Origin of the sequence: Nocardia sp. NPDC101769 (genome assembly GCF_044766925.1) — a bacterium.
Lineage (GTDB): Bacteria > Actinomycetota > Actinomycetes > Mycobacteriales > Mycobacteriaceae > Nocardia.
In genome coordinates this window covers 447,150-471,822 of the sequence record NZ_JBIWMX010000003.1, presented here as the reverse complement: position 1 = coordinate 471,822, position 24,673 = coordinate 447,150, and the positions used below count along the sequence as shown (strand labels likewise).

The following is a 24,673-nucleotide window of genomic DNA, read 5'->3' as shown; positions in this document are numbered from 1 at the left end:
AGACGCCGGCATGGCGACTGTGCAGTTCGAGGGTGTTTCCCTCACCTATCCGGGTGCGTCCGGCCCTGCGGTCGACGACCTGCACCTGGACATCTCCGACGGCGAATTCCTGGTGCTGGTCGGGCCTTCGGGCTGCGGTAAGTCCACCAGTCTGCGCATGCTGGCGGGTCTCGAAGCGGTGACCGCCGGGCGCATTCGCATCGGCGGACTCGACGTGACCGGCCTGCCGCCGCGTTCGCGCGACGTGGCCATGGTGTTCCAGAGCTACGCGCTCTACCCGAACATGACCGTGGCCGAGAACATGGGGTTCGCGCTGCGCAATGCGGGTATGAGCAAGGCCGACACCAGGGTTCGCGTCACCGAGGCGGCGGCCATGCTGGAGCTGGAGGACCTGCTCGACCGCAAGCCCGCGCGGCTGTCGGGCGGCCAGCGCCAGCGCGTCGCCATGGGCCGGGCCATCGTGCGGCGGCCGCAGGTGTTCTGCATGGACGAGCCGCTGTCGAATCTCGATGCCAAGCTGCGGGTTTCGACCCGCTCGCAGATCGCGGCCCTGCAGAAACGGCTGGGCACCACCACCGTGTACGTGACCCACGATCAGGTCGAGGCCATGACCATGGGGCACCGGGTCGCGGTGATGAAAGACGGGAAGCTGCAGCAGATCGCCGCTCCCCGTGAGCTTTACGACGATCCGGTCAATACCTTCGTCGCCGGGTTCATCGGCTCGCCCGGCATGAACCTGCTGACCGCTCCGGTCCGCGAGGGCGCGGCCGTGCTCAACGACCTGCGAATTCCCCTGCCGCACACTATCGACGACAAGAACGTGATCGTCGGCATCCGCCCCGAATCCTGGGAGGTCACCACCGACCCGGGCAACGCACTCGCGGTCGAGGTGGAACTGCTCGAGGAGCTCGGCTCGGAATCGTTCGTCTACTCGCACGGCGCGGCGGACGAATGGTCCAGCCGCTCCGGCCGGGTGGTGGCGCGGGTGGATCGGCGCTTCCGGGTCGCGCTGGGCGACCGGCTGCTCCTGACACCCAAGCAGGACGAACTCTTCTTCTTCGACGCGGAAACCGAAGAGCGCCTGCGGTAGCCGACCGGGGCCCCCGCCACATCGGAGAGGGCCCGGTCCGGACTACCAGATCTTCACGCGCTCAGCGGGATCCAGGTAGAGCTCGTCACCCGGCCGCACATCGAAGGCCTCATGGAAGCTGTCCAGGTTGCGGACCACGCCATTGCAACGGAACTCCGGCGGCGAGTGCGGGTCCACGGCGAGGCGGCGGATGGCCTCCTCGGTGCGCGCCTTGGTGCGCCACACCTGCGCCCAGCCGAAGAACACCCGCTGCAGGCCGGTGAGTTCGTCGAGAACGGGGGAGTCCTGGCCCTCGATGGCGATCCGGTACGCCTCCAGGGCGATCGAGAGACCACCCAGGTCACCGATGTTCTCACCGATGGTGAACTCGCCATTGACCTTGTGGTCCGCCGACAGGTCCTTGGGGGAGAACTGGTTGTACTGAGCGATCAAAGCCTTGGTGCGCTTGCCGAATTCGGTGCGGTCCGACTCGGTCCACCAGTCGACCATATTGCCGTCGCCGTCGTACTTGGAGCCCTGATCGTCGAAGCCGTGGCCGATCTCGTGCCCGATGACCGCGCCGATACCGCCGTAGTTGGCGGCGTCGTCGGCGTTCATGTCGAAGAACGGGGGGTGCAGAATGGCCGCCGGGAAGACGATCTCGTTCATGCCCGGGTTGTAGTAGGCGTTCACCGTCTGCGGGGTCATGAACCATTCGCCGCGGTCCACCGGGCCGCCCAGCTTGTTCAGATCGCGGTCGTGCTCGGCGGCGTAGCCGCTGCGGTAGTTGCCCACCACGTCGGCCGGATCCACGGTGACCGCGGCGTAGTCGCGCCACTCGTCCGGGTAGCCGATCTTCGGGGTGAACTTCGCCAGCTTGGCCAGGGCGGCCTGCCGGGTGTCCGGGCCCATCCACTCCAGCTCGGAGATATTGCGGCGGTAGGCCTCCTGCAGGTTCTCCACCAGCTCGACCATGCGGGCCTTGGCCTCCGGCGGGAAGTGCCGGGCCACATAGAGCTTGCCCACGGCCTCGCCCAGCAGGTCCTGTACCAGGGAGACGCCGCGCTTCCAGCGCTCCCGATTCTCCTGCGCGCCGGTCAGGGTACGGCCGTAGAAATCGAAGTTGGCCTCCACCAGCTCTGTGGTCAGGTACGGCGCACGGGCCTTCACCACCCGCCAGGAAGCCCAGGCCTTCCAGTCCTCCAGCGATTCCGAGGCCCACAACTGGGCGAAGGTGCGCACGTAATCGGGCTGGCGCACTACGAGTTCCGCGAACAGCTCCGCTCCGGAACGATCCACGCCCGCGGCCAGCGCGGAAGTCCAGGCGGTCCAGTCGAATTCCGGGTTCTCGGCGGCCAGCGCGTCGAAAGTGGTGAGGTTGTAGCTCAATTCGGCATCGCGGCGGCGCACCACGTCCCAGTGGCCCGCGGCCAGCTTGGTCTCCAGCTCGAAGACCCGCTGGGCGTCGTGGTCCAACCCGGCCAGCTCGAACATGTGGCGGATGTGGGCGACGTACTTCTCGCGGATCTCCGCGTATTCGTCCTTGTGGTAGTACGACTCGTCGGGCAGGCCGATGCCGGACTGGGTGGCGTGCACCAGGTACCGGGTGGAGTTCTTGTCGTCGGTGTCGACATAGAAGGCCAGCGCGCCACCCACGCCGGTGCGCTGCAGGCGGCCGATGAGCGCGGCGAAGTCCGAGCGGTCGGCGACGCCGGCCACGGCGGCCAGCTCCTCGGCGATCGGGGTCAGGCCCGCCGCCTCGATGGCCTCGGCGGCCATGAAGCTGTTGTAGAGATCGCCGATCTTGCGCTCTTCGGTGCCGGGCGCGGCAGCGGCCGCCGAGGCGTCCTGGATGATCTTCTGCACATCCAGTTCCGCCTGGTCGTAGAGCGTGCGGAAGGCACCGTCCACCGCCCGGTCGGCCGGTATCTGGTAGCTCTCCAGCCATTTGCCGTTGACGTGCGCGAACAGGTCGTCCTGCACCCGTACGTCCGCGTCACGGAAGGACAGGTCGATACCGGAGGGAGGCGTCAGCTGCGAAGTCACGATCCCCAGTATGCACAGTTCCGCCTCCCCGCGACTTTGGCGCACGACCGAGAGCCGTTACCACTCGTGCGCGCGTGCCGGCGGTCGAGTGCCGAACCGATTTTGGACGTGCCCGAGGAGTTGCACCCATCGGCACGAAATCAGTTGTCGCGTTCGGAACGAGGGCAGCTCAAGCGGACACCGGTATCCGGTCGAACTCTCCGTCGCGAGCCCCGGCGACGAAGGCGCGCCATTCGCCGGGGGTGTAGACCAGGGTGGTGTCGTGGTGCCGGAGGGTGGTGTGGCCGTCCGCACCGGTCTCCGCGCTGAGCGCGGTGCGGACGGAGTGGCGGCCCAGCACAGCGGCCAGGAATGTCATCCATTCGGTCGCGGCGACGGTGATGATGGGCTCGTCTTCGGGGCGATGTTCCGGATTGCGCCGGTACTTGCTGTCGCGGATGAGCACCGCATCACCGTCGAATCGAACCTCCACGCACTGATTTCCGTTATTGGTACGGGACGACGTGAACCAGCCGCGGGATACCGGCTGATAGTTCGCGGTGTTTAGCATGGGCAGCATTTTACCGTTACGCATGCGTATCCTACCCTTGCGAATAGCGTCTGATGAGCTCCAAAGATTCTGCGCGACCGAGAGATTGGTCGAGCGCACGCACAAATGCGAACCGCAGATCACGAATCTGCGCCGAATCCTCCACCGCCCCACCGAAAACCGCGCTCTCCACCCAGGTGAAGGTGGGAAGATTTTCGGAAGCGAAATCCAGCAGATGGAAACTCGACCCGCCCAGCAGTGCGCCCCGGGTCGCGGTGAACGGAATCACCCGCACCGTAACGGAATCCAGCTCGTCCAGCAGTGTTGCCAGATGTTCCAGTTGCCCGCGCAATACTTTCGGGCCGCCGATCTGCTGCAGCAGCGTGGCCTCGCCGATCACCGCGGTGAGTTCCACCCGGTCGTCGCCGCGCAGCCGTTCCTGCCGCTTCAGCCGCACCGCCACCAGCTGTTCCACCTGGACGGGACGGATCATGACGTCGGCGCTGATGAGCGCCCGAGCGTATTCCTCGGTCTGCAACAGGCCGGGCACCACCAGGCTGTCGTAGCTGCGGATGCTCTCCGCACCCAGCTCCATGCCGTAATACCGTTGCAGCTCCGGCCCGATGAGCGCCGAGGACCTGGCCCACCAGCCGCGCTCCTTGCTCAGCGCCAGCAGTTCCAGCAGTTCCGCGCGCTCCTCGCCCTCCACCTCGAGCAGCTCCAGCACCGGGCCGATGGTGGTGGCCGTGAGGACGCGCCGACCCTTCTCCACGTGCGACCAGTTGGCGGGGGTGAAGCCGACGCGCTTGGCGAAGGTCGCCGAATCGAAGCCGCACTGCTCACGCAGTTCGCGTAGCCGCAGGACCAGCGCCCACCGAGCGACGGTGGGCGAGACGGGTGCCATGAGCAGCGATGCTACGCCGGGGAACTCACTGGCGTGTGACTATTGTCATACCGATTGCCCGGACCTAAGGTCGGTAGCAGGAGGTTCGCCATGAGCGCGCTGGACCCGTCCTCGTATACCGCCACCCAGGAAGCGCTGGCTCGGTGCCGGCGCTATCGCAAAGAGCACGGCCTCTACGGCGTGGTGGACTCGGCACTGAGCCGAATCATGTTGGAGGTCGGGGCCGTCGGGGCCGTGACCATGCCCGCCGACCTGGGCCGCCGGGTCCGCGACCACCTGGTCGCCCGCCGCCGCTGCGGGCCCGTCATCGCCCACCCGCGCTCGGGCCGCTGGACCTTCCTGACCGGCCCCACGGACGAGTCGTATCACGACACCGCTTTGTTCTCAGACCTTTTCCGCGATTGCGCGTCCGTAGCGCAACCGGGCAGCACCATCGTGCTGCCGTCTCCCGCGGACGAGCACAGCGCCTACCGCACGTGGATTCACCCACCAGAAGGGGACTTTCGCCCCGAACTGGCCGAGGTGCTGGCCGCCACCCGCGAGTGCCATCCGGTCAGCGGGTAGGCGCGGGCGTCAGCGTGACGCTGAACTTGTCCTCGACGCGCTTGTTGAATTCGTCCTGGCACTGCTGAACCTTGGAGCTGTCGTTGCCGGCCTTGTTCAGGCAGTCGATCAGGTCGGTGCCGCCGGTGTCCTTGAAGACGACCCACACCAGCACGCCGATCAGGATGCCGCCGATCAGGCTGATGACCCCCATGATCGCGCCCGCGAGCGCCATTCCGAACCCGCCGGATATGCCGCGGCGCGCCTTCGTCACGGCGATCACGCCGAGAATGATCGCGAGCGCGCCGCACAAGACGCCGATGATGGTGAGCAGCACCGTCCAGAAGGTGAGCAGGCCCAGGATGCCGAAGACCATCGCGGTGATCGCCATGCCCCTGCGCTGCGGCGATTCCTGCCAGTACTGCGGTCCGCCGGGCGGCGGATAGTTTCCGGGCGGAGGCGCGGGGTACTGGCCGTACTGCCCCGGCGGCGGGTACTGGTTCATCCGTCGATGCTATTGCCCGCCGAGTCGGGCATGCATTTCCCACACCAGAATCTCCGACGGCATGTTTGCGGTGACACGCTGGCCTCCGCTGCGCGTCAACCGCACCGCGTCGCCCTCGTACAGGGTGCCGGCCCCCTCCATCTCCACCTCGCCGCGCGCGACGAAAACGTGCAGGTAGGGGGCCTCCGGCAGGCGGATCTCGGCGCCCTCGCCGGGCATCCGGGCCACGTGCAGGGCGGAGTGGCTGCTGGCGATGGCGATGGCGGTGCGGTCGCGGTAGCGGGGCAGGCCCGAGGCCACTGTGATCAGGCCGCCGCCGGCCAGCTCGTCGTCGATCTCCAGCTGCTGATAGCCGGGGGTCAGCCCGGAATCGTCGGGCACTACCCACATCTGGACGAAATGCACCGGCTCCCGATGTTCGGGCGCATTGCTGATCCGCCAGGAATCGTTCTTCTCCGAATGCAGGATGCCGGTGCCGGCGCTCATACGCTGGGCCAGGCCGGGATAGATGACCCCGCTGTGTCCCAGCGAATCCTGATGCACCAGGCTGCCGCTCAGCACCCAGGTGACGATTTCCATGTCCCGGTGCGGGTGGGTCTCGAAACCCTCGCCGGGCAGGACGATGTCCTCGTTGTTGACCAGCAGCAGGCCATGATGGGTGTTGTCGGGATCGTAGTGTTCCCCGAACGAGAACGAATGCTTCGAATCCAGCCACGACACACGGGTTTTCATGCGGTCGCCGCCACGATGGATATCGATGTGTGGTGTCGTGAGCGTGGACACCGCCGTACTCCTCTCACCGGCGAGCACCGATCGGATTCCAGGGTAGGGGCCGATACGGCGGCCCAACCTGAATTCCGGGTTAAATTCTAGCGTGAGAGCACCGCTGCCCCGCACGCTGCCGACCAGGTACTACGCTCTCGGCAATCGGTACGGGCAAATGCCCGGCGATTTTGCGTGGGCGGCGGTGACGCCCGCCCGCATGCCGTCGTACCCGCCAGCGGGTTTCGGTCGGCGACCGTATCATGATGTGCCGCAAGCGAAACGGGAGGGAGAGCAGGGGGATGCGACCCGAGGCACTCGCGGGCATCGAACGCGAGCTCCGACAACAGGCCGAGAGCGAGGGGATCGCTCATTTCGTGGTGGGCGTGGCCGTGTTCCGGGACGGCAAACTACTGGTCGTACGGCGTGTCGCCGAAGGCTCGCACGGGGGGATGTGGGAACTGCCCGGCGGCGGCGTGGAATCCGGGGAATCCTTCGCCGACTGCGTGGCCCGCGAACTGTTCGAGGAGACCGGGCTGAGCGTCGTGCGGATCACCGACGTGCTGGGCGGATTCGACTACGCCACCCGCACCAAATCCCGGGTGCGCAAGTACAGCTTCGTGGTCGAGGCCGAGGCCGCTGAGATCCGGCTGGACCCCCTCGAACACGACCGCTTCCAGTGGATCGACGCCGACACCGTCGACAACCTGCCCATGGCCGACGATATGCGCGCGGCCGTCTTCGCGCTGGTGACCACGCACCCGTCCCGGTGACCGCGGCGCCGCCGCCGGCCACCCTGCGCGCCCGGCTGGCCGCGGCCGCGACCGCGCTCCGCGAGAATCCCGGCACTCTGCGGCTGACGCTGGTCCGGTTGTGCGGGCAGTTCGGCGACGGCATGTTCCAGGCCGCGCTCTCGGGCGCGATTCTGTTCAACCCCGAACGCCAGACCGATCCGCTGGCCATCGCCGGCGGCTTCGCGGCCCTGCTGCTGCCGTACTCGATCGTCGGCCCGTACGCGGGCGCGCTGCTCGACCGCTGGGATCGCCGCCGGGTGCTGCTCTACGCGAACGTGCTGCGCGCGCTGCTCATCGTGGCGACCGCGGCGGGCCTGCTGGCCGGGATGCACGCCACCCCGCTACTGCTGGGCGCGCTGTCCGTGGTCGGGGTCAGCCGGTTCGTGGGCGCCGGCGTGTCCGCGTCGCTGCCCAAGGTGCTGGCCCAGCGCTGGCTGGTCCCGATGAATTCGGTACTGGCGACGGTGGCCTCGGGCTGCGCGATTCTGGGTGCGGGCCTGGCCTTCTCGGTCATCGGGCTGATCGGGGCGGGCGACTTCGCCGCGGCGGTGGCCGCGGCCGCCAGCGCCTCCGGTTCGATCGCCGGCGGGCTGGTGGTGGCCGGATTCCGGCCCCGCGCACTGGGACCCGACCGCGGCGAGCACGCCGCGGCGCGGGGCGGGTGGAGCACGGTGCGGGCCATCGCCGCCGGACTGCGCGAGGGCGCCACCGCGGCCTGGCGGTCCCGGGAAGTGACCACGACTTTCCTCGGGATCGGTGCGCACCGCATCGTCTTCGGCGCGGACACCCTGCTGATGGTGCTGGTGCTGCGCCGCGGTGACGAGGCAGCGGTGGGGAGACACCTCGCGAAATTCAGCGCGGCCATCACCGCGACCGGGGCGGGCATGCTCACGGCGGCCGTGGTCGCGCCGGTGCTGATTCCCCGGCTCGGCCGGCCGCGGACGGTGGTGACCGGACTGGTGACCGCGACCGCGGTACAGCTGGGCCTGGTCACCCCGATCACCGTCGCCACCGGGCACAGCGAGCGGCGGGCGGAGCTGCTGTTGCTGGCGGCGGCCTACCTGCTCGGGCTGGTGGGCCAGGTCATCAAGCTGACCGGAGACGCGGCCATGCAGATCGATATCGACGACGCGCACCGCGGGCAGGTCTTCGCCCTGCAGGACACGGTCTTCAACGTCACCTTCGTGCTGGCGCTGGCGAGTACCGCGGTGCTGATTCCAGCGGACGGTCGCTCACCAGCGGTGGTGGTGGCCGCGGCGGCGATCTACGCGGGCGGCGTCCTGGCCATTGCGGCCAATTCACGCCGACGGGTCGGTCCCTAGCCGATGTAGGTATCGGCTCGGTCGCACCCCTCCGGCGACACGGCGGCACAGCTCCGCGGATACGGCCCGTGGACGGCTACGGTGAGGTGGATCCGATCACGGACGAGGAGACGCACCACGGATGACTGCGCGGCGCTCCGAAGCACCTGCGGCCCTTGCACTGTCGAGCCTGGCCATGGCCGGGATCATGCTGCTGCCCGCCACACCCGCCTCCGCCGGCCCCCTGGCCCCCTGGGCCCCGCCGCCGTTGAATGCCTGCGGCGAAACGGGATTCGATCCGCTGGCCCGCGAACCCAACCCGGATGTGCCGCTGCCGCAACCACCGCGGCCCGACAACACCATCCACATTCCGGTCCCGGTCCCGCAGCTCACACCGGTCCCCATTCCGGGTCCGAGGCAGGACAACACCCGCATCCATCCCGCGGCGCTGCCCGCGGACCCGTGCGTCAATCCGTGCCCGGACCTGCGCAACGACAAGAGTCCCAAGCCGGAAAACCTTGCACCCGGGAGTGATCCGGCCGATCCTCCGGGCGACCCGGCCGACGCCTCCGGTGATCCCGGCACCGGCGACGACCCGCCCGCCTCGGAACCGACCCCGGAGCCCACCCCCGCACCGCAGGCCGACAGCGGCTCCGGCGGCATTCAACTGCCACACATCCAGATAGACCAGATTCCGGAGACCGTCCCGATCCCGGTGCCCGGCGGCGATCCCCAGCCACCGCAGCCCCAGCCCGCGCCCGCCGTGCAGCCCCTGGCTCCCGCGCCGGTCGCCGCACCCGTGGCCCCGGCCGAACTCGACTCGCTGGCGCTGGTGAACCAGGTGACCGGGCACGGCTCCACCAATCGCACCGATATGCGCTGGTCGGTGGACGGCACCGACCTGGGCATCATGTGGGAGTCCAAGCCCGGGCAGATCGCCGTCGCCTTCGGTGACACCTTCGGCAAGGGCTGGGGGCCGGTCGGCGCAGGCACCGGGGAGCAGGACTGGCGCAGCAATTCCATCGCGTTCAGTAGCAATCGCGATCTCTCTCGCGGCCTGCGGCTGGACACCTTCGCACAGGACAGCCGCTGTCACGCCGCCGAGATCCTGAGCAGCCGCAAGATCGACAACTTCGAGATCACCACCATCCCGACCTCCGGCTTCGCGCTGAACGGGCGGCAGTACCTGACATACATGTCGGTGGCCCGGTGGAGTCGCCACAAGCCCGGCATGTGGTGGACCAATCTGGGCGGGCTGGCCTGGTCCGACGACAACGGCTCGACCTGGACCAAATCCGAATGGGCGCGCTGGGACAACTTCTTCGGGCAGGGACGGTTCCAGGTCATGGACATGGCGCCGCACAAGGGGTACGTGTACATGTTCGGCACGCCCAATGGCCGGTTCGGCACCATCGCGCTGGCCCGGGTGCCCACCGACCAGGTGCTCAACAAGTCTGCCTACCAGTACTGGATCGCTGATACCTGGGTGCCGGCGCTGGGGCCCGACGAACAGCTGGCCACGCCGATCCTGTCCGGGACCGCCGGTGAGCTGTCGGTGCGCTACGACAAGTCGACCAGGCAGTGGCAGATGATCTACCTCGATCTGGACCGCCACGCCATCGTGCTGCGCACCGCCGCGGAACCGCAGGGCGCCTGGACCGATCCGGTTACCCTGGTCGACACCGACGACTATCCGACGACCTACGGCGGGTACATCCATCCGTGGTCGCGCGGGAAGAACCTGTACTTCACCATCTCGGCGTGGAACAGCTACAACGTGTACCTCATGCACGCCGTCTTGAAGTAGTGAGCCGGCGTCCCGTCGGCGGTTCGGTATCGTGCGCTCTGTGATCGACCTGAACGCGCCCACCCGGAACGACCCGTCGCGATGACGGCCGCGACGACAGCCGGTCCGGAGGGTACGGCACCCCGCTGGCAGTTCTGGATCGACCGCGGCGGCACGTTCACCGACGTGGTGGCCCGACGGCCCGACGGAGCGATCATCACGCACAAGCTGCTGTCGGAGAATCCCAGCCGCTACCGCGATTCCGCGGTGGCCGGAATCCGCGAAATCCTGCGGGCCGAAGGGATTTCCGACCCCGCCGACCGGATCGACGCGGTGCGGATGGGCACCACGGTCGCCACCAACGCGCTGCTGGAACGCAAGGGTGAACCCACCGCGCTGGTGATCACACGTGGATTTCGCGACGCGCTGCGCATCGCCTACCAGAATCGGCCCAAGATCTTCGCCCGCGAGATCGTGCTGCCGGAACTGTTGTACGAGCGGGTCGTCGAGGTGGACGAACGCGTCACCGCGGCCGGGAACGTCCTCGTGCGACCGGACCTCGACAGCCTCGCCGATGCGCTGAAACAGGTGTACGACAACGGTATCCGCGCGCTCGCCGTGGTGTGCATGCACAGCCATCTGTATCCGGCACACGAACAGGCCATCGGCCGGGTAGCGGAGGCGATCGGCTTCCCGCAGGTCTCGCTGTCCAGCGAAGTCAGCCCGCTGATGAAACTGGTGCCACGCGGCGATACCACCGTGGTGGACGCCTACCTGTCGCCGGTGCTGCAACGCTACGTGCGGCGGGTTGCCGACGAGCTCACCGGCGTGCGGCTGATGTTCATGCAGTCGAACGGTGGCCTCACCGAGGCCGGGCAGTTCCGGGGCAAGGACGCCATCCTGTCCGGGCCGGCCGGCGGCATCGTCGGCATGGTGCGCATGTCCCAGCTCGCCGGATACGACCGGGTCATCGGCTTCGACATGGGCGGAACGTCCACCGACGTCTCGCATTTCGCGGGCGAATACGAGCGGGTTTTCAATACCCGGATCGCGGGCGTGCGACTGCGCGCGCCCATGCTCGACATCCACACCGTCGCCGCCGGGGGCGGTTCCGTCCTGCACTTCGACGGCAGTCGGTACCGGGTGGGTCCCGATTCGGCGGGCGCAATGCCCGGACCGGCATGTTATCGCGCGGGTGGGCCACTGACCGTCACCGACGCCAATCTCATGCTGGGACGCATCCAACCCGATTACTTCCCACACGTTTTCGGACCGGAGGGTGACCAGCCGCTCGACGCCGCGCTGGTGCACGACCGCTTCGCCGAGCTGGCCGCCGAAATCCGTTCGCGCACCGGAGACGACCGCACGCCGGAACAGGTCGCCGAGGGCTATCTCCGGATCGCGGTCACCAATATCGCGGCTGCGGTGAAACACATCTCCGTGCAGAAGGGGCACGACGTCACCCGGTATGCGCTGACCACCTTCGGCGGCGCGGGCGGCCAGCTGGCCTGCGCGGTCGCGGACTCGCTCGGCATTCGCACGGTGCTCGTACCGCCGCTGGCGGGTGTGCTGTCGGCGCTGGGCATCGGGCTCGCCGACACCACCGCCATGCGCGAGCAATCGGTGGAGCTGCCGCTGGAACCCGAGTCCATGCCCAGCGCCGAGGGCACGGCAACCGCACTGGAAGCCGACGCGCGCGCCGAGCTGCGCGCCGAGGACGTACCAGAACACCGCATCCGCGTGGTGCGCCGGGCACAGCTGCGCTACGACGGCACCGACACCACTCTCACCGTGGAACTCTCCGAACCCGCGTGGATGACAACGGAATTCGTCGAACGCCACCGCGCCACCTACTCATTCGTCCTGGACCGGCCGATCGTCATCGAAGCCCTCTCCGTCGAGGCGACCGGGCTCACCGAACCGCCCGATCTATCGGGACTGAGCCGGACGGCGGCCGGGGCCGCACCGAGCCGGACGGCGGCCGGGGCCGCACCGAGCCGGATGGCGGCCGGGGCCACGCCGGTCCGCATGCACACCGGCGGCACCTGGCGCGACGTGTTCCTCTACCGCCGTGCGGAACTGGAACCGGGCGTCACGGTGACCGGACCGGCCGTCATCACCGAGGACAACTCCACCACGGTTGTCGACGAGGGTTGGCAGGCCACCGTCGACGACATCGGGCATCTGATCATGGCCCGGGTCGCGACAGCGACCGGACCGCGGGCGGGTACCGACGTGGATCCGGTACTGCTGGAGGTCTTCAACAATCTGTTCATGTCCATTGCCGAGCAGATGGGCGCGCGGCTGGAGTCGACCTCGCAATCGGTCAATATCAAGGAGCGCCTGGACTTCTCGTGCGCGCTGTTCGATCCCGAGGGCAATCTGGTCGCCAACGCCCCGCACATTCCCGTGCACCTGGGCTCCATGGGAACCAGTGTCAAGGAGATCATCCGGCGGCGGCCCGACATGCGCCCCGGAGACACCTACGCGGTCAACGATCCCTACCACGGCGGTACCCACCTGCCCGATGTCACCGTCATCACCCCGGTCTTCGACATCACCGGCGAACGCATCCTGTTCTATGTCGCGTCGCGCGGACATCACGCCGAAATCGGCGGCATCACACCGGGTTCCATGCCCGCGAACAGCCGCCGTATCGACGAGGAGGGCGTCATTTTCGACAACTGGCTGCTGGTCGAGAACGGGCGCTTCCGGGAAGCCGAAACCCACCGGCTGCTGATCGAAGCCGCCTACCCGTCCCGCAATCCGGCCACCAACCTCGCCGACCTACGCGCCCAGATCGCCGCCAATGCGAAGGGCGCGGAGGAGGTCGGCAAGATGATCGACCACTTCGGGCTCGATGTCGTGCAGGCGTACATGCGCCACGTCCAGGACAATGCCGAGGAGGCCGTGCGGCGCGTCATCGACACGCTCGAGGACGGCGACTACGCCTACGAGACCGACCTGGGCGCCACCATTCGAGTCCGTGTTCGCGTGGATCGCGAGAACCGTGGCGCCACCATCGATTTCACCGGAACGTCGGCACAACTGGCGGGCAACTACAACGCGCCCTACGCGGTGGTCAACGCGGCAGTGCTGTACGTGTTCCGCACGCTGGTCGCCGACGACATCCCACTCAACGACGGCTGTCTGCGCCCGCTCACGATCAGCGTGCCGATCGGATCCATGCTGTCACCACAGCCTCCGGCGGCCGTCGTCGCGGGCAATGTCGAGACCTCGCAGGCGATCACCGGCGCTCTGTACGCCGCGCTGGGGGTGCAGGCCGAAGGGTCGGGCACCATGAACAATGTCACCTTCGGCAACAACCGCTGCCAGTACTACGAGACCATCGGTTCCGGTTCCGGTGCGGGCCAGGGCTTCGACGGCGCACCGGTCGTCCAGACCCATATGACCAACTCCCGGCTCACCGATCCGGAAGTCCTGGAGTGGCGATTGCCGGTGGTGGTCGAGGAGTTCTCGATCCGCACCGGCAGCGGTGGCAACGGGCACTGGCGCGGCGGCGACGGAGCCGTGCGGCGACTGCGCTTCACCGATGCGGTGACCGTCTCCACGCTGTCGAGCCACCGCCGCATCCCCCCGTACGGCATGGCGGGCGGCGCACCGGGGGCCCTGGGCGCCAATCGGATCGAACGCGCCGACGGCACGACCACGCAACTGCGCGGCGCGGACTCGGCGCACCTCGAACCCGGTGATGTCCTGGTCGTGCACACGCCGGGCGGCGGCGGGTACGGCGAACCGGAGGAGTGAGGCCGAAGCCGGCCGGGGCGATGGCCGATCAATAGGGATAGACCTCGACCTCGGTCGCCTTCACCGCGAAGTACGCCTCCATCCCGGGGACCACGCCGAGCTGGGCCACCGCGGCCGGAGTCAGATCCGCCGCCAGGCCCGCGGCCGCCCCCGGACCGTCCACCGCGCGCACCCGCACCAGACCGCCGCGATCCTCCAGCTCCGTAACCCGCACCCGGAACACATTGCGGGGACTTCCCTCCGGATGCTCGAGATGCACCGCCACGGCCACCGGCGAGAACACCGCCGCCGCCCGGCCGCCTTCCGTCCACTCGCCCTCGGACCTGCCGAAGACCTCGACCGTCCCGTCCGTGACGGCACCCAGCCCGGCGCTGCCGCCGCTCACCGCCGAACCCATGATCAGGTTGACTCCGGCGATCCGGGCAGCGAACCGGCTGCGGGGCCGCGCCAATACCGCAGCCACCGAACCGGACTCGATCACCCGCCCGGCCTCGATGACCGCGACCCGATCGGCCAGGGTCACCGCGTCGATGATGTCGTGTGTCACCAGAATCGTGGCGCTGGGCCGGGCATCCGGCAGCGTCACAGGATGCGCGGCGATGTCCCGTGCAGTGGCGATCAACTCGCCGTTTCCGTGGTCCGTGCCACCGGGCGCAGGTTCCCGCAGGACTCGGCGCAGCAGCGCCCGCATGGCGGGCGCCGCGGTCACATCCAGCGCGGCCATCGGCTCGTCCAGCAGCAATACCCGCGGGTGCACGGCCAACGCGCGCGCCAGGGCCACGCGCTGCGCCTGACCGCCGGACAGTGACCCGGGCGACCGGTCCGCGAATTCCTCGGCGCCTACGGCCCGAAGCCATTCCCGCGCGAGAGCGGTGGCGGCCCGGCCGCGCACACCCCGGCTGCGCGGCCCGAAGGCCACATTCGCGGCCACCGACAGATGCGGGAAGAGCAAGGCGTCCTGCGCCAGCAGCGAGACGGCCCGCCGATGCGGCGCCACCGCAATGCCTTTCGCGACATCCGTCAGCACGCGCTCGCCCAGCCGGACCTGCCCTTCGTCCGGAATCACCAGTCCGGCAACCACATCCAGCAGTGTGGACTTTCCCGCGCCGTTGGGGCCCAGCACGGCCAGCACTTCCCCGGCCGGAATGTCCAGCCGCACCTCGAAATCCCGGTCCGCCAGGCGCGCGGATACCGCCAGCCCGCTGGTCATCGAATCAGCTCCCGTCGATCCCGAGCAGCGTGCGCAGATGGCGCGGGGCAGGGGAGCCGTGGGACAGCATGGCGTCGTGCCAGTCGCGCAGGCGAGTGGCGGCCGGGCGCGCCGCGGCCACGGCGGCGACCTCGGTGTAGCCGACGAAATAGGTCGAGAGCTGGGTCGAGCTGAGCAGGGTGCGGCGCCACTTGCCGGCCGCCTCGCTCTCTTCCTGGAGGCCGCGGTCCCGCATCAGCCACATGGCCTCGGCTTCGGTCATGCCGTCGCAGTGCACCGACTGGTCGAGGATGGCGTTGATGGTCATGCGCAGGTGGGACTTCAGCTGCTGCAACCGCACCGGCAGACCGCCGAAACCGTTGTCGGCCATGAGTTTCTCGGTGTAGACCGCCCAGCCCTCGATGAAGGTGCCGCTCCAGCACAGCGCACGCACCGGGGTGGAGCCGCGGAAGCGGCGCGACCGGGCGAGTTGCAGGTAGTGACCGGGCATGGCCTCGTGCACGGTCAGGTTGCGCATCATGTGGTTGTTGTATTCGCGATAGAACGAGGTCACCCGCTCGGGCGACCAGGCCGCCGGGGTCGGTGCAATGGCGAAAAAGGTGGGCAGCTCGGCGGTTTCGAGTGGGCCGACGGGATCGCAGTACGCGACCGCCACCCCGCGCGCGAACTCCGGCATCTCCTGGATGACCAGCGGATCGTCGACCAGGGTGGCCAGGTCGTGGTCGCGGACGAAGGCTGTGGCCTCCGCCAGCGCCGCGGCCGCCACCGCGACCACCGTGTCATCGGCCGGGCGATCCGCCGACAGCTGCGCCAGCGCCCGGCGGACGGTCTCCGCATTCGGATTCGGGACACCGAGCAGTTCGCCTGCCGCGGAGCGGATCTCGCCGGTCAGCTGGTCCAGGTGCCGGTACGCGCGGTCCAGGATCTCCCGCGCGCCCAGCTCGGTGTCCAGGGTGTGCCAGAGCTTGGCCTCCCACAGCCGGCGGCCCAGACGCGGATCGCGGTCCGCGCCCTCGACCTGGCCGGTCAGCCACGAGGTGAAGTCGGTCAGCGCCGACATCGCCGCGGTGGCAGCGGGTTCGATCTGGAAGCCGGGTACCTCGGCTGCCAGCGCGGGCACCCGGTCGCGCACCAGCGCGGTTACGCCGCCGAACTGCCCGATGGCGGTCTCGACGTGCACGCGCGGCATCTCGCCGAGCAGCACGCGGGCGGTGGCCAGCGCGTCGGGCAGCGCCGTCAGCCGATCGCGCAGCGCCGCCAGCCGCACCTCGGCGGGCGCGAACGGACGCGCCAGCAGGTGGTGGAGCAGCGGTCCGGGATTGTGCACCAGCGGATTCCACTCGTGCTCCCGGATTTCGGTGAGCTCGAACAGCAGGCCGTCGACCCGCTGCTGCAGGAGCGCGAGATCGACGCCGTCCTCGGGGGCCAGGTCGTCCGGATCGACCTCGGCCAGGGTGTGCGAGGCCTCGCGTAGCAGCTCGCCGTGCCCCCGCACCGCCTCCGCCGACCAGTCGGGGAGCCGATGGTCGGCGCGGTGATCGCCGACCGAGGCGGCCAGCTGCGGGCCGGCGGTCAGCAACGCTTCGACGATGCGCTCGGCACGGGAGGCGAATATCGGCGACATGGCAGCCACGCTAGCGCGCCTCCGGCCGCCGGTAGGCCACCAGCACGATCACCGCGGCGACCAGCACCAGCAGCAGCGAAAGCGCCACGGCGGCATCCGGATCGGACTCGCGCTGCAGATAGATCTCCAGCGGCAGCGTGCGGGTCTTCCCCTGCAGGCTGCCCGCGAAGGTGAGCGTCGCGCCGAACTCGCCCAGGGCGCGGGCGAAGGCCAGGATCGTGCCCGACACCAGTGCGGGGCGCAGCAGCGGCAGTGTCACCCGCCACCACACCAGCGACGGCCGCGCACCCAGGGTGGCCGCGATCCGTTCGTAGCGGTCGCCCGCGGTGCGCATCGCACCCTCCAGCGTGATCACCAGGAACGGCAGCGCCACGAAGGTCTGTGCCAGCACCACCGCGGTCGTGCTGAAGGCGATGCGGATGCCGAGCGCCTCCAGCTGGTGGCCCACCAGCCCGTTCCGCCCGAACAGGTACAGCAGCGCCAAACCACCCACCACCGGTGGTAATACCAAGGGCAGCAACACCAGTGCGCGCAGCACCGGCAGCGCCCGCCAGTGCGAGCGGGCCAGCACCGCGGCCATCGGCACACCCAGCAGCACGCACAGCAGCGCGGCCGCCACGGAGGTGCGCAGGCTCAGCAGCAGCGCCACCCGCGAGGACTCCGAGGTTATCAAAGCCAGGAAATGCGACCAGTCCACCGCCCCGGTCAGCGCCACCAGCGGACCGGCCACCAGCACGAAGCCGATGGCCGCCGGCAGCAGCAGCCAGACCGGGGGCTTGATCACGGCCGCCCGAAACCGGCCTGCTGCAGCGCCTTCTGGCCATCGGGCCCGGTGACCAGCGTGACGAAGTCCTCGGCGACCGCGGCGTTCTTCGAATCCGCCACGGTGGCAATCGGATAGGTGTTCACGGCGGTCGCGGACTCGGGGAAGTTCACCGTCGTCACCTTGGTACCCGCGCCCGCCGCGTCGGTGACATAGACCAGGCCCGCGTCGGCCTGCCCCGAGGTCACCTTGGCCAGCACGTCGGTCACCGAGGACTCCTCGCTGACCGGCGAAATCGACACGCCCGCACCGGAGGTCACCTTCTTGGTGGCCGAACCGCACGGCACCTGCGGCGCACACACCACCAGGCGCAGCCCGGACTTGGACAGATCCGCCAGCGAACCGATGTGCGCCGGATTGCCCGGCGGCGTCACGATGGTGAGGACATTGGTGGCGAAAGTCTGCGGCTTGTCGGTGATCCGGCCGCCCTTCACCGCCTTGTCCATGTTCGCCTGATCGGCGGAGGCGAAGACGTCGGCGGGCGCGCCCTGATTCAACTGCGCCACCAGATCCGAAGAACCGGCGAAGGAGAAGGTCACCTTCGTGCCGGGGTGCGCGCTCTCGTACCGGGTACCCAGCTGGGTGAACACCTGCTGGAGCGAGGCTGCCGCGAAGACCGTGATCGTCTTGGTGTCACTGTTGTCCGAGGAGGAACCGCAGCCCGACAGCAGACCCGCGCCCAGCACCGCGGTCGCGGCCAGAGCGGCTCCGGACCTGGAACCTAGGCCGCGCCACCGGTTTCCGTGGCGGTCTCCACCACCACCGTGGTGGCCTTCACGCTCGCCCACGCCACGCTGCCTGGTTGCAGCCCCAACTCGCGCACCGACTCGCTGCTCATCAACGACACGACTGTGAACGGTCCGCATTGCATCTCCACCTGTGCCATCACGGTATCGGCCACCACCCTGGTGACCAGTCCCGGAAAACGATTGCGTGCCGAACTGGCACTAGCCATCCGGGTCTGCGGAGTGCGAGCCTGCTCGACGGCCAGTTCCGCGAGCTCACTGCCATCCACCACCAGGCGACCGGATTCGTCCTTGCGCGCGGACAGCACGCCACCGTCTATCCAGCGGCGCACGGTGTCGTCGCTGACACCCAGCAGCCGGGCGGCGTCACGAATCCGAATTTCGGGCATGACAAGCAGGATAGATCCGCAAATACGGAAGTACCAGTCGAATCGAACCGTAGATGCGGATCACATCGGTCCGTAAGGTGTTCCAGTTCACTTTTGCGCCGCTGGCGCCGTCACCGGCGGCCAGTACGCTCGAAGCAATCATGGCCACGTATTTCGATCCGAAGGCCTGGTCACCCCTGCGCGCGGTGGACCTGGGCATGGACCTCGGAAGACGCCTGTTCGACCAGAGCTGGCTGGACCAGTGGACCAGTTTCACCACCGCCTGGCTCGAACCAGCCGCCGACTTCGGGGCCGGGACAGTCACCGCGCTCATGCCCGATGTCCTGATGACGCTGCTGTCGGAGGGCATCCTCAGCCAGTTCGGCGGGCAGGAGGTCAGCGCCACCCTGCTCGGCCACGACCTGCGAGCCACCCTCCACACGCTCAAGGTGCGCCGGCGCGGGGCGCACTTCCAGACCAAAACCGTGCTCACCGGGCTGCTCTGGAACGCACACCCCATCGAGGAACTCACCGTCATCGCCCACGGCGTCCGACTGATACCCGGCGTCCCCACCAAACTGCGGACCTCACAGCTCGACCTCAACGGCGTGATAACCCTTGCGGCACTGCTGGAGTGGATCAACACCTGGCAGCCCGACTGGGAACTGGAGCCCGCCGACGAGGGGCTCATCCTGGCCCGCCACCGGCGCCGTCACATCCGGGCGCTGGCCGCGGCCGAGATCGCCGACAACGTCCTGTCCATCACCGTGCACCGCGCCCACTGGCGAAAGGTGCGCGCGCCCAGGCGATTCACGACACTCAACCCGATTCCGCTGTCGGGGCTGCCGAGCGAGGCGCGCATCAGCCGGGCCGAACACGTCGGGGAGCACGTGTTCTTCAGCGTCGACCTGCCCGCGATCACCGGCTCGTTCGATCTCGCACAGATCCGCTCGGCCATCGTCGCGGGGACGACGCTGATCATCTTCTAGCCAGGGAACCGCCACTCCCGGGCTATCGAACCTGCTGCGTCGGCCACCATTCGAGCAGGGCCGCCTCGGCCTCTTCACGGGTCATCGGACCACGGTCCAGGCGCAGTTCCTTCAGGAAACGCCACGCCTTGCCGACATCCGGTCCCGGCTTCAGGTCCAGCAACTCCATGATCGAATTGCCATCCAGATCCGGGCGCACCCGCTCCAAATCCTCCTGCTCCCGCAGGCGTTCGATCCGGGTCTCCAGCTCGTCGTAGGTCGAACGCAGGGCGGCGGCGCGGCGCTTGTTGCGAGTGGTGCAGTCGGCGCGGACCAGCTTGTGCAGACGGGGGAGCAGCTCCCCACCGTCGGTCACGTAGCGACGCACCGCCGAATCGGTCCACTGCCCCTTGCCATAGCCGTGAAAACGCAGATGCAGGTACACCAGCCGTGCCACGTCCTCGGTGAACTGCTTCGAATACTTCAAGGCACGCATGCGCTTTCGCACCATCTTCGCGCCCACCACCTCGTGATGGTGGAAGCTGACCCCGCCGCCGGGCTCATTGCGCTTGGTCGGCGGCTTGCCGATGTCATGCAGCAGGGCGGCCCAGCGCAACACCAGATCCGGATCGCCCTGCTCCTGGTCGATGGCCTGGCGCAGCACGGTCAGCGAGTGCTGGTAGACGTCCTTGTGCTGATGGTGCTCGTCGATCTCCAGCTGCATGGCCGGGACCTCCGGCAGCACCCGTTCGGCCAGGCCGGTCTCGACCATGATGTCGATGCCCTCGGTCGGGTATTCGCCGCCGATCAGCTTGTCCAGCTCCGCCCGCACCCGTTCGGCTGTGATGCGATCGATCTCCGGGGCCATCTCGACGATCGCCTCCCGAACCCGCGGCGCCAGCCGGAAACCCAGCTGCGAGACGAAGCGCGCGGCACGCAGCATGCGCAGCGGGTCGTCGTGGAACGAATCATGCGGCAGCGCAGGCGTATCCAGCACCCCGGCCAGCAGCGCCTCGACGCCGTGCAGCGGATCCACGAACTCCAGCTCGCCCAGCGCGCCGATGCGCACCGCCATGGCGTTGACCGTGAAATCGCGGCGCACCAGATCACCCTCGAGGGTGTCGCCGAAGGTGACCTCCGGATTGCGCGATACGCGGTCGTAGGCGTCGCTGCGGAAGGTGGTGATCTCCAGCTGCTGCCCGGACTTGGACGCGCTCACCGTGCCGAAGGCCAGACCGCCGGTGTCCCACAGGTGATCGGCCCAGCCGCGCATCAGCTCCTGCACCACCTCGGGGCGGGCGTCGGTGGTGAAGTCCAGATCGGTGCCCAACCGGCCGAGCACCGCGTCGCGCACGCTGCCGCCGACCAGATACAGCTGATGGCCGTGCGCGGCGAACAGTTCACCCAGCGGAGTCAGGACATCCGACAACCGTCCCAGCGTTATCGCGGCCGCCGCCAGCAGGCGAGTACGGCGATCCTCCACTGCTGCTTCCTCGGACTTCGGCGAAACCACGAAGAGGGAGCCTACCCAACTCTCGGTAGCTCTCAGGGGCTCCGCCCCCGAACCCCCGGGAAGAAGACCTCGGCGGCTTCGCCCCCGAACCCCCGGACGGGGCCCGGCGTGCCGCCCGGCGAGCGGTATCTACCTGCTATGAGACCTCTGTATATATAGGAGCTACCGCGCTGGGGCGGGTGCGGCCGCCTTCACCTATAGACTGACGCGGTGTCCCCGGCCGATCGCGCGAACAGTCGACGCCGCCAGCCCCGGCGGCGTGGTTCGGCCGGTAATGCGGCGAAATCCACCGGTGCGGCCAAGCCCCGCATGCGCACGGTCCGCGAAACCTCCGCGGGCGGACTGGTGGTGGACGGCCTCGACGGCCCCAGCGAGAAACGTTGCGCCGCCCTCATCGGACGCACCGATCGGCGCGGACGACTGCTCTGGTCGCTGCCCAAGGGCCACATCGAAGAGGGCGAGACCGCCGAGCAGACGGCCATTCGCGAGGTGCAGGAGGAGACCGGCATCCACGGCACCGTGGTCGCCGAACTCGGCAGCATCGATTACTGGTTCGTCACCGAGGGCCGGCGGGTACACAAGACCGTGCACCACTATCTGATGCGCTCACTCGGTGGTGAGCTCTCCGACGCCGACGTCGAGGTCACCAAGGTGGCCTGGGTTCCCTTGACCGAACTGGACTCCCGGCTCGCCTACGCTGACGAACGCAGGCTGGCCGAGGTCGCCAACCGGCTGATCGACCGGATGGAGAACGGCAGACAATGACGCGTGCGGGATCGCAGCGCACGCTGCTTTCACTCGCCGCGGTAATGCTGGCGGTGCTCACCACGCTGGGAATCGGACCCGGAATCGGCACACCCATTGCCGCCGCCGAACCCACCGGCAGCGGCAGCGGACAGCCGAGCGGACCGAAATTCCTGAAGCTGTCCCTGGATTCAGTGACGCCCACCGCCATCACCGCCGCCAGCGACCCCTACTTCGTGGTGTCGGGCACCGTCACCAATATCGGCGACCGGCCGGTGGACGACGTCAGCATCCGCATCCAGCGCGGCGCGGCCGTCACCAGCCCCAGCGGGCTGCGCTCCACCCTGCGCCTGGACCAGGTCAACTACGACATCAACGGCGAATTCCAGGACGTCTCGGACCAATTGACCCCGGGGCAGCGCAAACAGTTCAGCCTCACCGTCGCCCTGCACGCGGGAACCGATCTGCCCAGCGGCATCTCGTCGCTCGACATCGCCGCGCCTGGCGTCTATCCGCTGCTGCTCAATGTGAACGGCCAGCCCGCGTACGGCGGGCAGGCCCGCCTCGACGACGCCCGCTTCCTGCTGCCGGTACTCGGCGTCCCCGGCACCGACCCCAAACGCGCGCTCGCACCGGCCGCTCCGCCCACCATCGACGCCCCACCGGTGGCCACCACCATGCTGTGGCCGCTGGCCGACCGGCCCCGCCTGGTCGCCGGGCGGCCCGGCACCCCCGACGGGCAGGCGCTGCTCACCGACGACGACCTGGCCGCCTCACTCGCGCAGGGCGGACGCCTCGACCAGTTGCTGTCGGCCCTGGAGAGCGTGGTCAAACCCGACAGCGGGCGCGACCGCAACCTCGTCAACGCGCTCTGCCTGGCCGTCGACCCGGACCTGCTCATCACCGTGTCCGACATGACCAGCGACTACCGGGTGCTCGCCAGCCCCTCGGATCCGGACGGGCCCACCCGCTCCGGCACCGGCAGCCACGCCGCCAAGACGTGGCTGGAACGGCTGCGCGCCCTCGCACCCGGAATGTGTGTGGTGGCACTGCCGTTCGCGCAGGTCGACCCGAGCGCGCTGGCCGCCGCCGGCGATGTCACGCTGGCCGATCGCGCGCTCAACGCGCCCGCCGACCTGATCGACTCCCTGCTCGCGGTGAAATCGGTGCGCGGCGTGGCCATTCCGGACGCCGGCACCGTCGACACCGACGGCGCCACCCTGTTCGCGCACCACGGCTTCACCACCACCGTGCTCGCCGACAATGCCGTGACCACCGGCGACAACCGCGCCAACTTCACCGCCGCCAAGACCCCGCCGGGCGGCGCGGCCCCCGAACCCGGGACCCCCGACATGGTGAACCTCGCCGACGTCACCCTGCCGCCCGCCGCCGGCGCGACCCCGCCGCCCGGGCCCGCCACCACACTGCACGCCGCCACCTTCGACATCTGGGCCGCGACCGCCCTCGCCGCCATCGGATCCAATCCGCCCACACCGCCTTTCACCCCCGACAAGGTCCGCTACGACGTCACCAACGACTCCCGCGCCGCCCGACTGCAGGACGCGCTCGGGGCCATGACCTGGACCGCGCTCAACCCGGAACCCGGCCGCCCGCGCTCGGCGCTGCTGATGCCGCCGCAGCAGTGGGGCGCCAACCGGGACGAGGCCTCCACCGTGCTGGGGCAACTGGACCTGCTGGTCAAGAATGGCCTGGCCACGCCGCGGCCGTTCACCGATCTGGTTGCGCAGCAGCCGGATCCGCAGGGTTACCAGCTCGACTACCCGAGCGAGGCCACCGACGACGCGGTACCCGCACACTTCGCCGAACCGGTGCACCAGCAGGCCCAGCGCATCACCGAGCTGATGAGCGCGCTGGTGGACGTACCGCAGCAGGAACTCAGCCCGCGCGCCTTCCTCACCCCGCTGCGTGACGACCTGATCCGGGTGCTCTCGCTGTCCGACCGGCGGGCCGGGGCCGCCGCGGCGGACACCAACGCCCAGCGCCGGCTCGACCAGACCACCAAAACCATGGACAACCTCTACGGTTCGGTGACGGTGCTGCCGCCCGGCGGCGTCTATACCCTCGCCTCCGAGCAGAGTCCGCTGCTGCTGGTGGCCCGCAACGACCTACCGGTGGCCATCCGGGTGCACTTCAAGATCGACGCGCCGGCCGAGACGAACATCACTGATATCGGCGAACAGCAGCTGCCCGCCAAGGGGAATCGATCCTTCCAGATCCCCACCGAGGTGTCCGACAGCCGAAACCTGGTCATTCCCATCGCGCTTACCACATCCGACGGGGTGCCGCTCGGCAATACGGTATCGGTATCGGTGCGGTCCAACGCCTACGGTCAGGTGTTGGCAATAATTACGGCGTGCGCCTGTGCGCTGCTGCTCCTGCTGGTCGGCCGCCGGCTCTGGCACCGCTTCCGCGGACAGTCCGACCCGGCCGACGAAGGGTTCGAACCCGAACCCAGAGGCGGGGACAGCAGTGCGGGGCACGCGGGTAAGCGGGACAAGAAACGACAGGAGGCACGGTGAGCGAGTACGGCGGGCCGCGCTCATCCGGCCGACCAGAGGGACCCGACGGGCCGCCGCCGAGGCGCACACCATCGGCGCCGTGGGAACGCGGCGCTCCCCGCCCCGGCCCGCGCGGGCCGCAGGGCCCAGC

The 24,673-nt window shown here is 68.9% G+C and carries 20 protein-coding genes; 9 read left to right on the top strand and 11 right to left on the bottom strand.

The window, feature by feature from the left end:
* The first annotated feature begins 10 nt into the window (after positions 1 to 10).
* Complete coding sequence (locus ACIRRA_RS07935) at positions 11 to 1,090, top strand: ABC transporter ATP-binding protein (protein WP_402764578.1); 1,080 nt, start codon at positions 11 to 13, stop codon at positions 1,088 to 1,090.
* A 42-nt stretch (positions 1,091 to 1,132) separates the two neighbouring features.
* On the opposite strand, the gene ACIRRA_RS07930 is transcribed toward ACIRRA_RS07935, so the two are convergent.
* The 3 genes from ACIRRA_RS07930 to ACIRRA_RS07920 form a co-directional block, all read right to left on the bottom strand.
* Positions 1,133 to 3,115 carry a M13 family metallopeptidase gene (locus tag ACIRRA_RS07930; RefSeq protein ID WP_402764575.1) on the bottom strand — a complete coding sequence of 661 codons (1,983 nt, stop codon included), beginning with the start codon at positions 3,113 to 3,115 and terminating at the stop codon, positions 1,133 to 1,135.
* Positions 3,116 to 3,284: 169 nt separating this feature from the next.
* Entirely contained in the window at positions 3,285 to 3,665 is a 381-nt protein-coding gene (locus tag ACIRRA_RS07925; protein ID WP_402764572.1) for a DUF397 domain-containing protein, read from the bottom strand.
* 31 nt (positions 3,666 to 3,696) lie between these two features.
* A complete protein-coding gene (locus ACIRRA_RS07920; RefSeq protein WP_402764569.1) occupies positions 3,697 to 4,548 on the bottom strand; it encodes a Scr1 family TA system antitoxin-like transcriptional regulator in 852 nt (283 codons plus the stop codon).
* Positions 4,549 to 4,638: 90 nt separating this feature from the next.
* Here ACIRRA_RS07920 and ACIRRA_RS07915 point away from each other — a divergent pair, with 90 nt between their 5' ends.
* The gene (locus ACIRRA_RS07915; RefSeq protein WP_402764566.1) at positions 4,639 to 5,112 is read left to right on the top strand and encodes a hypothetical protein; all 474 of its coding nucleotides are present in this window, start codon (positions 4,639 to 4,641) and stop codon (positions 5,110 to 5,112) included.
* Here the strand turns inward: ACIRRA_RS07915 and ACIRRA_RS07910 are convergent.
* Complete coding sequence (locus ACIRRA_RS07910; protein ID WP_402764563.1) at positions 5,102 to 5,482, bottom strand: DUF4190 domain-containing protein; 381 nt, start codon at positions 5,480 to 5,482, stop codon at positions 5,102 to 5,104. The genes ACIRRA_RS07915 and ACIRRA_RS07910 overlap by 11 nt on opposite strands.
* A 123-nt stretch (positions 5,483 to 5,605) precedes the next feature.
* Positions 5,606 to 6,379 (bottom strand): pirin family protein, encoded by a 774-nt coding sequence (locus tag ACIRRA_RS07905; protein WP_356996105.1) that lies wholly within the window; start codon positions 6,377 to 6,379, stop codon positions 5,606 to 5,608.
* Positions 6,380 to 6,660: 281 nt separating this feature from the next.
* On the opposite strand from ACIRRA_RS07905, the gene ACIRRA_RS07900 reads away from it, so the two are divergent.
* From ACIRRA_RS07900 to ACIRRA_RS07885, 4 genes are all read left to right on the top strand, one after another.
* Entirely contained in the window at positions 6,661 to 7,131 is a 471-nt protein-coding gene (locus ACIRRA_RS07900; RefSeq protein ID WP_402764559.1) for an NUDIX hydrolase, read from the top strand.
* Positions 7,128 to 8,474 carry an MFS transporter gene (locus ACIRRA_RS07895; RefSeq protein ID WP_402764557.1) on the top strand — a complete coding sequence of 449 codons (1,347 nt, stop codon included), beginning with the start codon at positions 7,128 to 7,130 and terminating at the stop codon, positions 8,472 to 8,474. Before ACIRRA_RS07900 ends, ACIRRA_RS07895 begins: the two co-directional genes overlap by 4 nt.
* Before the next feature lie 121 nt (positions 8,475 to 8,595).
* Positions 8,596 to 10,260, top strand: coding sequence for a DUF4185 domain-containing protein (locus ACIRRA_RS07890; RefSeq protein WP_402764555.1), 1,665 nt, complete (start codon positions 8,596 to 8,598; stop codon positions 10,258 to 10,260).
* An 81-nt stretch (positions 10,261 to 10,341) separates the two neighbouring features.
* Complete coding sequence (locus ACIRRA_RS07885) at positions 10,342 to 14,007, top strand: hydantoinase B/oxoprolinase family protein (RefSeq protein WP_402764552.1); 3,666 nt, start codon at positions 10,342 to 10,344, stop codon at positions 14,005 to 14,007.
* 28 nt (positions 14,008 to 14,035) lie between these two features.
* Here the strand turns inward: ACIRRA_RS07885 and ACIRRA_RS07880 are convergent, their stop codons facing one another.
* The 5 genes from ACIRRA_RS07880 to ACIRRA_RS07860 are packed head-to-tail and all read right to left on the bottom strand — an operon-like array spanning position 14,036 to position 18,799.
* A complete protein-coding gene (locus tag ACIRRA_RS07880; protein ID WP_402764549.1) occupies positions 14,036 to 15,217 on the bottom strand; it encodes a sulfate/molybdate ABC transporter ATP-binding protein in 1,182 nt (393 codons plus the stop codon).
* A 4-nt stretch (positions 15,218 to 15,221) separates the two neighbouring features.
* The gene (locus ACIRRA_RS07875; protein ID WP_402764546.1) at positions 15,222 to 16,841 is read right to left on the bottom strand and encodes a DUF885 domain-containing protein; all 1,620 of its coding nucleotides are present in this window, start codon (positions 16,839 to 16,841) and stop codon (positions 15,222 to 15,224) included.
* A 10-nt stretch (positions 16,842 to 16,851) separates the two neighbouring features.
* Positions 16,852 to 17,625, bottom strand: coding sequence for an ABC transporter permease (locus ACIRRA_RS07870; RefSeq protein ID WP_402764543.1), 774 nt, complete (start codon positions 17,623 to 17,625; stop codon positions 16,852 to 16,854).
* Entirely contained in the window at positions 17,622 to 18,365 is a 744-nt protein-coding gene (gene modA / locus ACIRRA_RS07865; protein WP_402764863.1) for a molybdate ABC transporter substrate-binding protein, read from the bottom strand. Before modA ends, ACIRRA_RS07870 begins: the two co-directional genes overlap by 4 nt.
* Positions 18,366 to 18,385: 20 nt before the next feature.
* Positions 18,386 to 18,799, bottom strand: coding sequence for a TOBE domain-containing protein (locus tag ACIRRA_RS07860; protein ID WP_356996113.1), 414 nt, complete (start codon positions 18,797 to 18,799; stop codon positions 18,386 to 18,388).
* Between the two features lie 140 nt (positions 18,800 to 18,939).
* On the opposite strand from ACIRRA_RS07860, the gene ACIRRA_RS07855 reads away from it, so the two are divergent.
* Complete coding sequence (locus tag ACIRRA_RS07855) at positions 18,940 to 19,767, top strand: hypothetical protein (RefSeq protein ID WP_402764541.1); 828 nt, start codon at positions 18,940 to 18,942, stop codon at positions 19,765 to 19,767.
* A gap of 22 nt (positions 19,768 to 19,789) precedes the next feature.
* Here the strand turns inward: ACIRRA_RS07855 and ACIRRA_RS07850 are convergent, their stop codons facing one another.
* Positions 19,790 to 21,259 carry a CCA tRNA nucleotidyltransferase gene (locus ACIRRA_RS07850; RefSeq protein WP_402764538.1) on the bottom strand — a complete coding sequence of 490 codons (1,470 nt, stop codon included), beginning with the start codon at positions 21,257 to 21,259 and terminating at the stop codon, positions 19,790 to 19,792.
* A gap of 210 nt (positions 21,260 to 21,469) precedes the next feature.
* Between ACIRRA_RS07850 and ACIRRA_RS07845 the strand changes: the two genes are divergently transcribed.
* Both ACIRRA_RS07845 and ACIRRA_RS07840 read left to right on the top strand, forming a co-directional pair.
* Positions 21,470 to 22,024, top strand: a complete 555-nt coding sequence (locus tag ACIRRA_RS07845) for an NUDIX hydrolase (RefSeq protein ID WP_402764536.1) — start codon at positions 21,470 to 21,472, stop codon at positions 22,022 to 22,024.
* Positions 22,021 to 24,543 carry a DUF6049 family protein gene (locus tag ACIRRA_RS07840; RefSeq protein ID WP_402764533.1) on the top strand — a complete coding sequence of 841 codons (2,523 nt, stop codon included), beginning with the start codon at positions 22,021 to 22,023 and terminating at the stop codon, positions 24,541 to 24,543. The genes ACIRRA_RS07845 and ACIRRA_RS07840 overlap by 4 nt, the downstream gene beginning before the upstream one ends.
* The last annotated feature ends 130 nt before the right edge of the window (positions 24,544 to 24,673 follow it).

Bases quoted from the DNA above. Each gene is read 5' to 3' on its own strand.
- ACIRRA_RS07840 (WP_402764533.1), top strand. From the start codon at position 22,021: ATGACGCGTGCGGGATCGCAGCGCACGCTGCTTTCACTCGCCGCGGTA.
- ACIRRA_RS07860 (WP_356996113.1), bottom strand. From the start codon at position 18,799: ATGCCCGAAATTCGGATTCGTGACGCCGCCCGGCTGCTGGGTGTCAGC.
- ACIRRA_RS07885 (WP_402764552.1), top strand. From the start codon at position 10,342: ATGACGGCCGCGACGACAGCCGGTCCGGAGGGTACGGCACCCCGCTGG.
- ACIRRA_RS07920 (WP_402764569.1), bottom strand. From the start codon at position 4,548: ATGGCACCCGTCTCGCCCACCGTCGCTCGGTGGGCGCTGGTCCTGCGG.
- ACIRRA_RS07855 (WP_402764541.1), top strand. From the start codon at position 18,940: ATGGCCACGTATTTCGATCCGAAGGCCTGGTCACCCCTGCGCGCGGTG.
- ACIRRA_RS07935 (WP_402764578.1), top strand. From the start codon at position 11: ATGGCGACTGTGCAGTTCGAGGGTGTTTCCCTCACCTATCCGGGTGCG.
- ACIRRA_RS07875 (WP_402764546.1), bottom strand. From the start codon at position 16,841: ATGTCGCCGATATTCGCCTCCCGTGCCGAGCGCATCGTCGAAGCGTTG.
- ACIRRA_RS07915 (WP_402764566.1), top strand. From the start codon at position 4,639: ATGAGCGCGCTGGACCCGTCCTCGTATACCGCCACCCAGGAAGCGCTG.
- ACIRRA_RS07880 (WP_402764549.1), bottom strand. From the start codon at position 15,217: ATGACCAGCGGGCTGGCGGTATCCGCGCGCCTGGCGGACCGGGATTTC.
- ACIRRA_RS07925 (WP_402764572.1), bottom strand. From the start codon at position 3,665: ATGCTAAACACCGCGAACTATCAGCCGGTATCCCGCGGCTGGTTCACG.
- ACIRRA_RS07890 (WP_402764555.1), top strand. From the start codon at position 8,596: ATGACTGCGCGGCGCTCCGAAGCACCTGCGGCCCTTGCACTGTCGAGC.
- ACIRRA_RS07900 (WP_402764559.1), top strand. From the start codon at position 6,661: ATGCGACCCGAGGCACTCGCGGGCATCGAACGCGAGCTCCGACAACAG.
- ACIRRA_RS07910 (WP_402764563.1), bottom strand. From the start codon at position 5,482: ATGGCGATCACCGCGATGGTCTTCGGCATCCTGGGCCTGCTCACCTTC.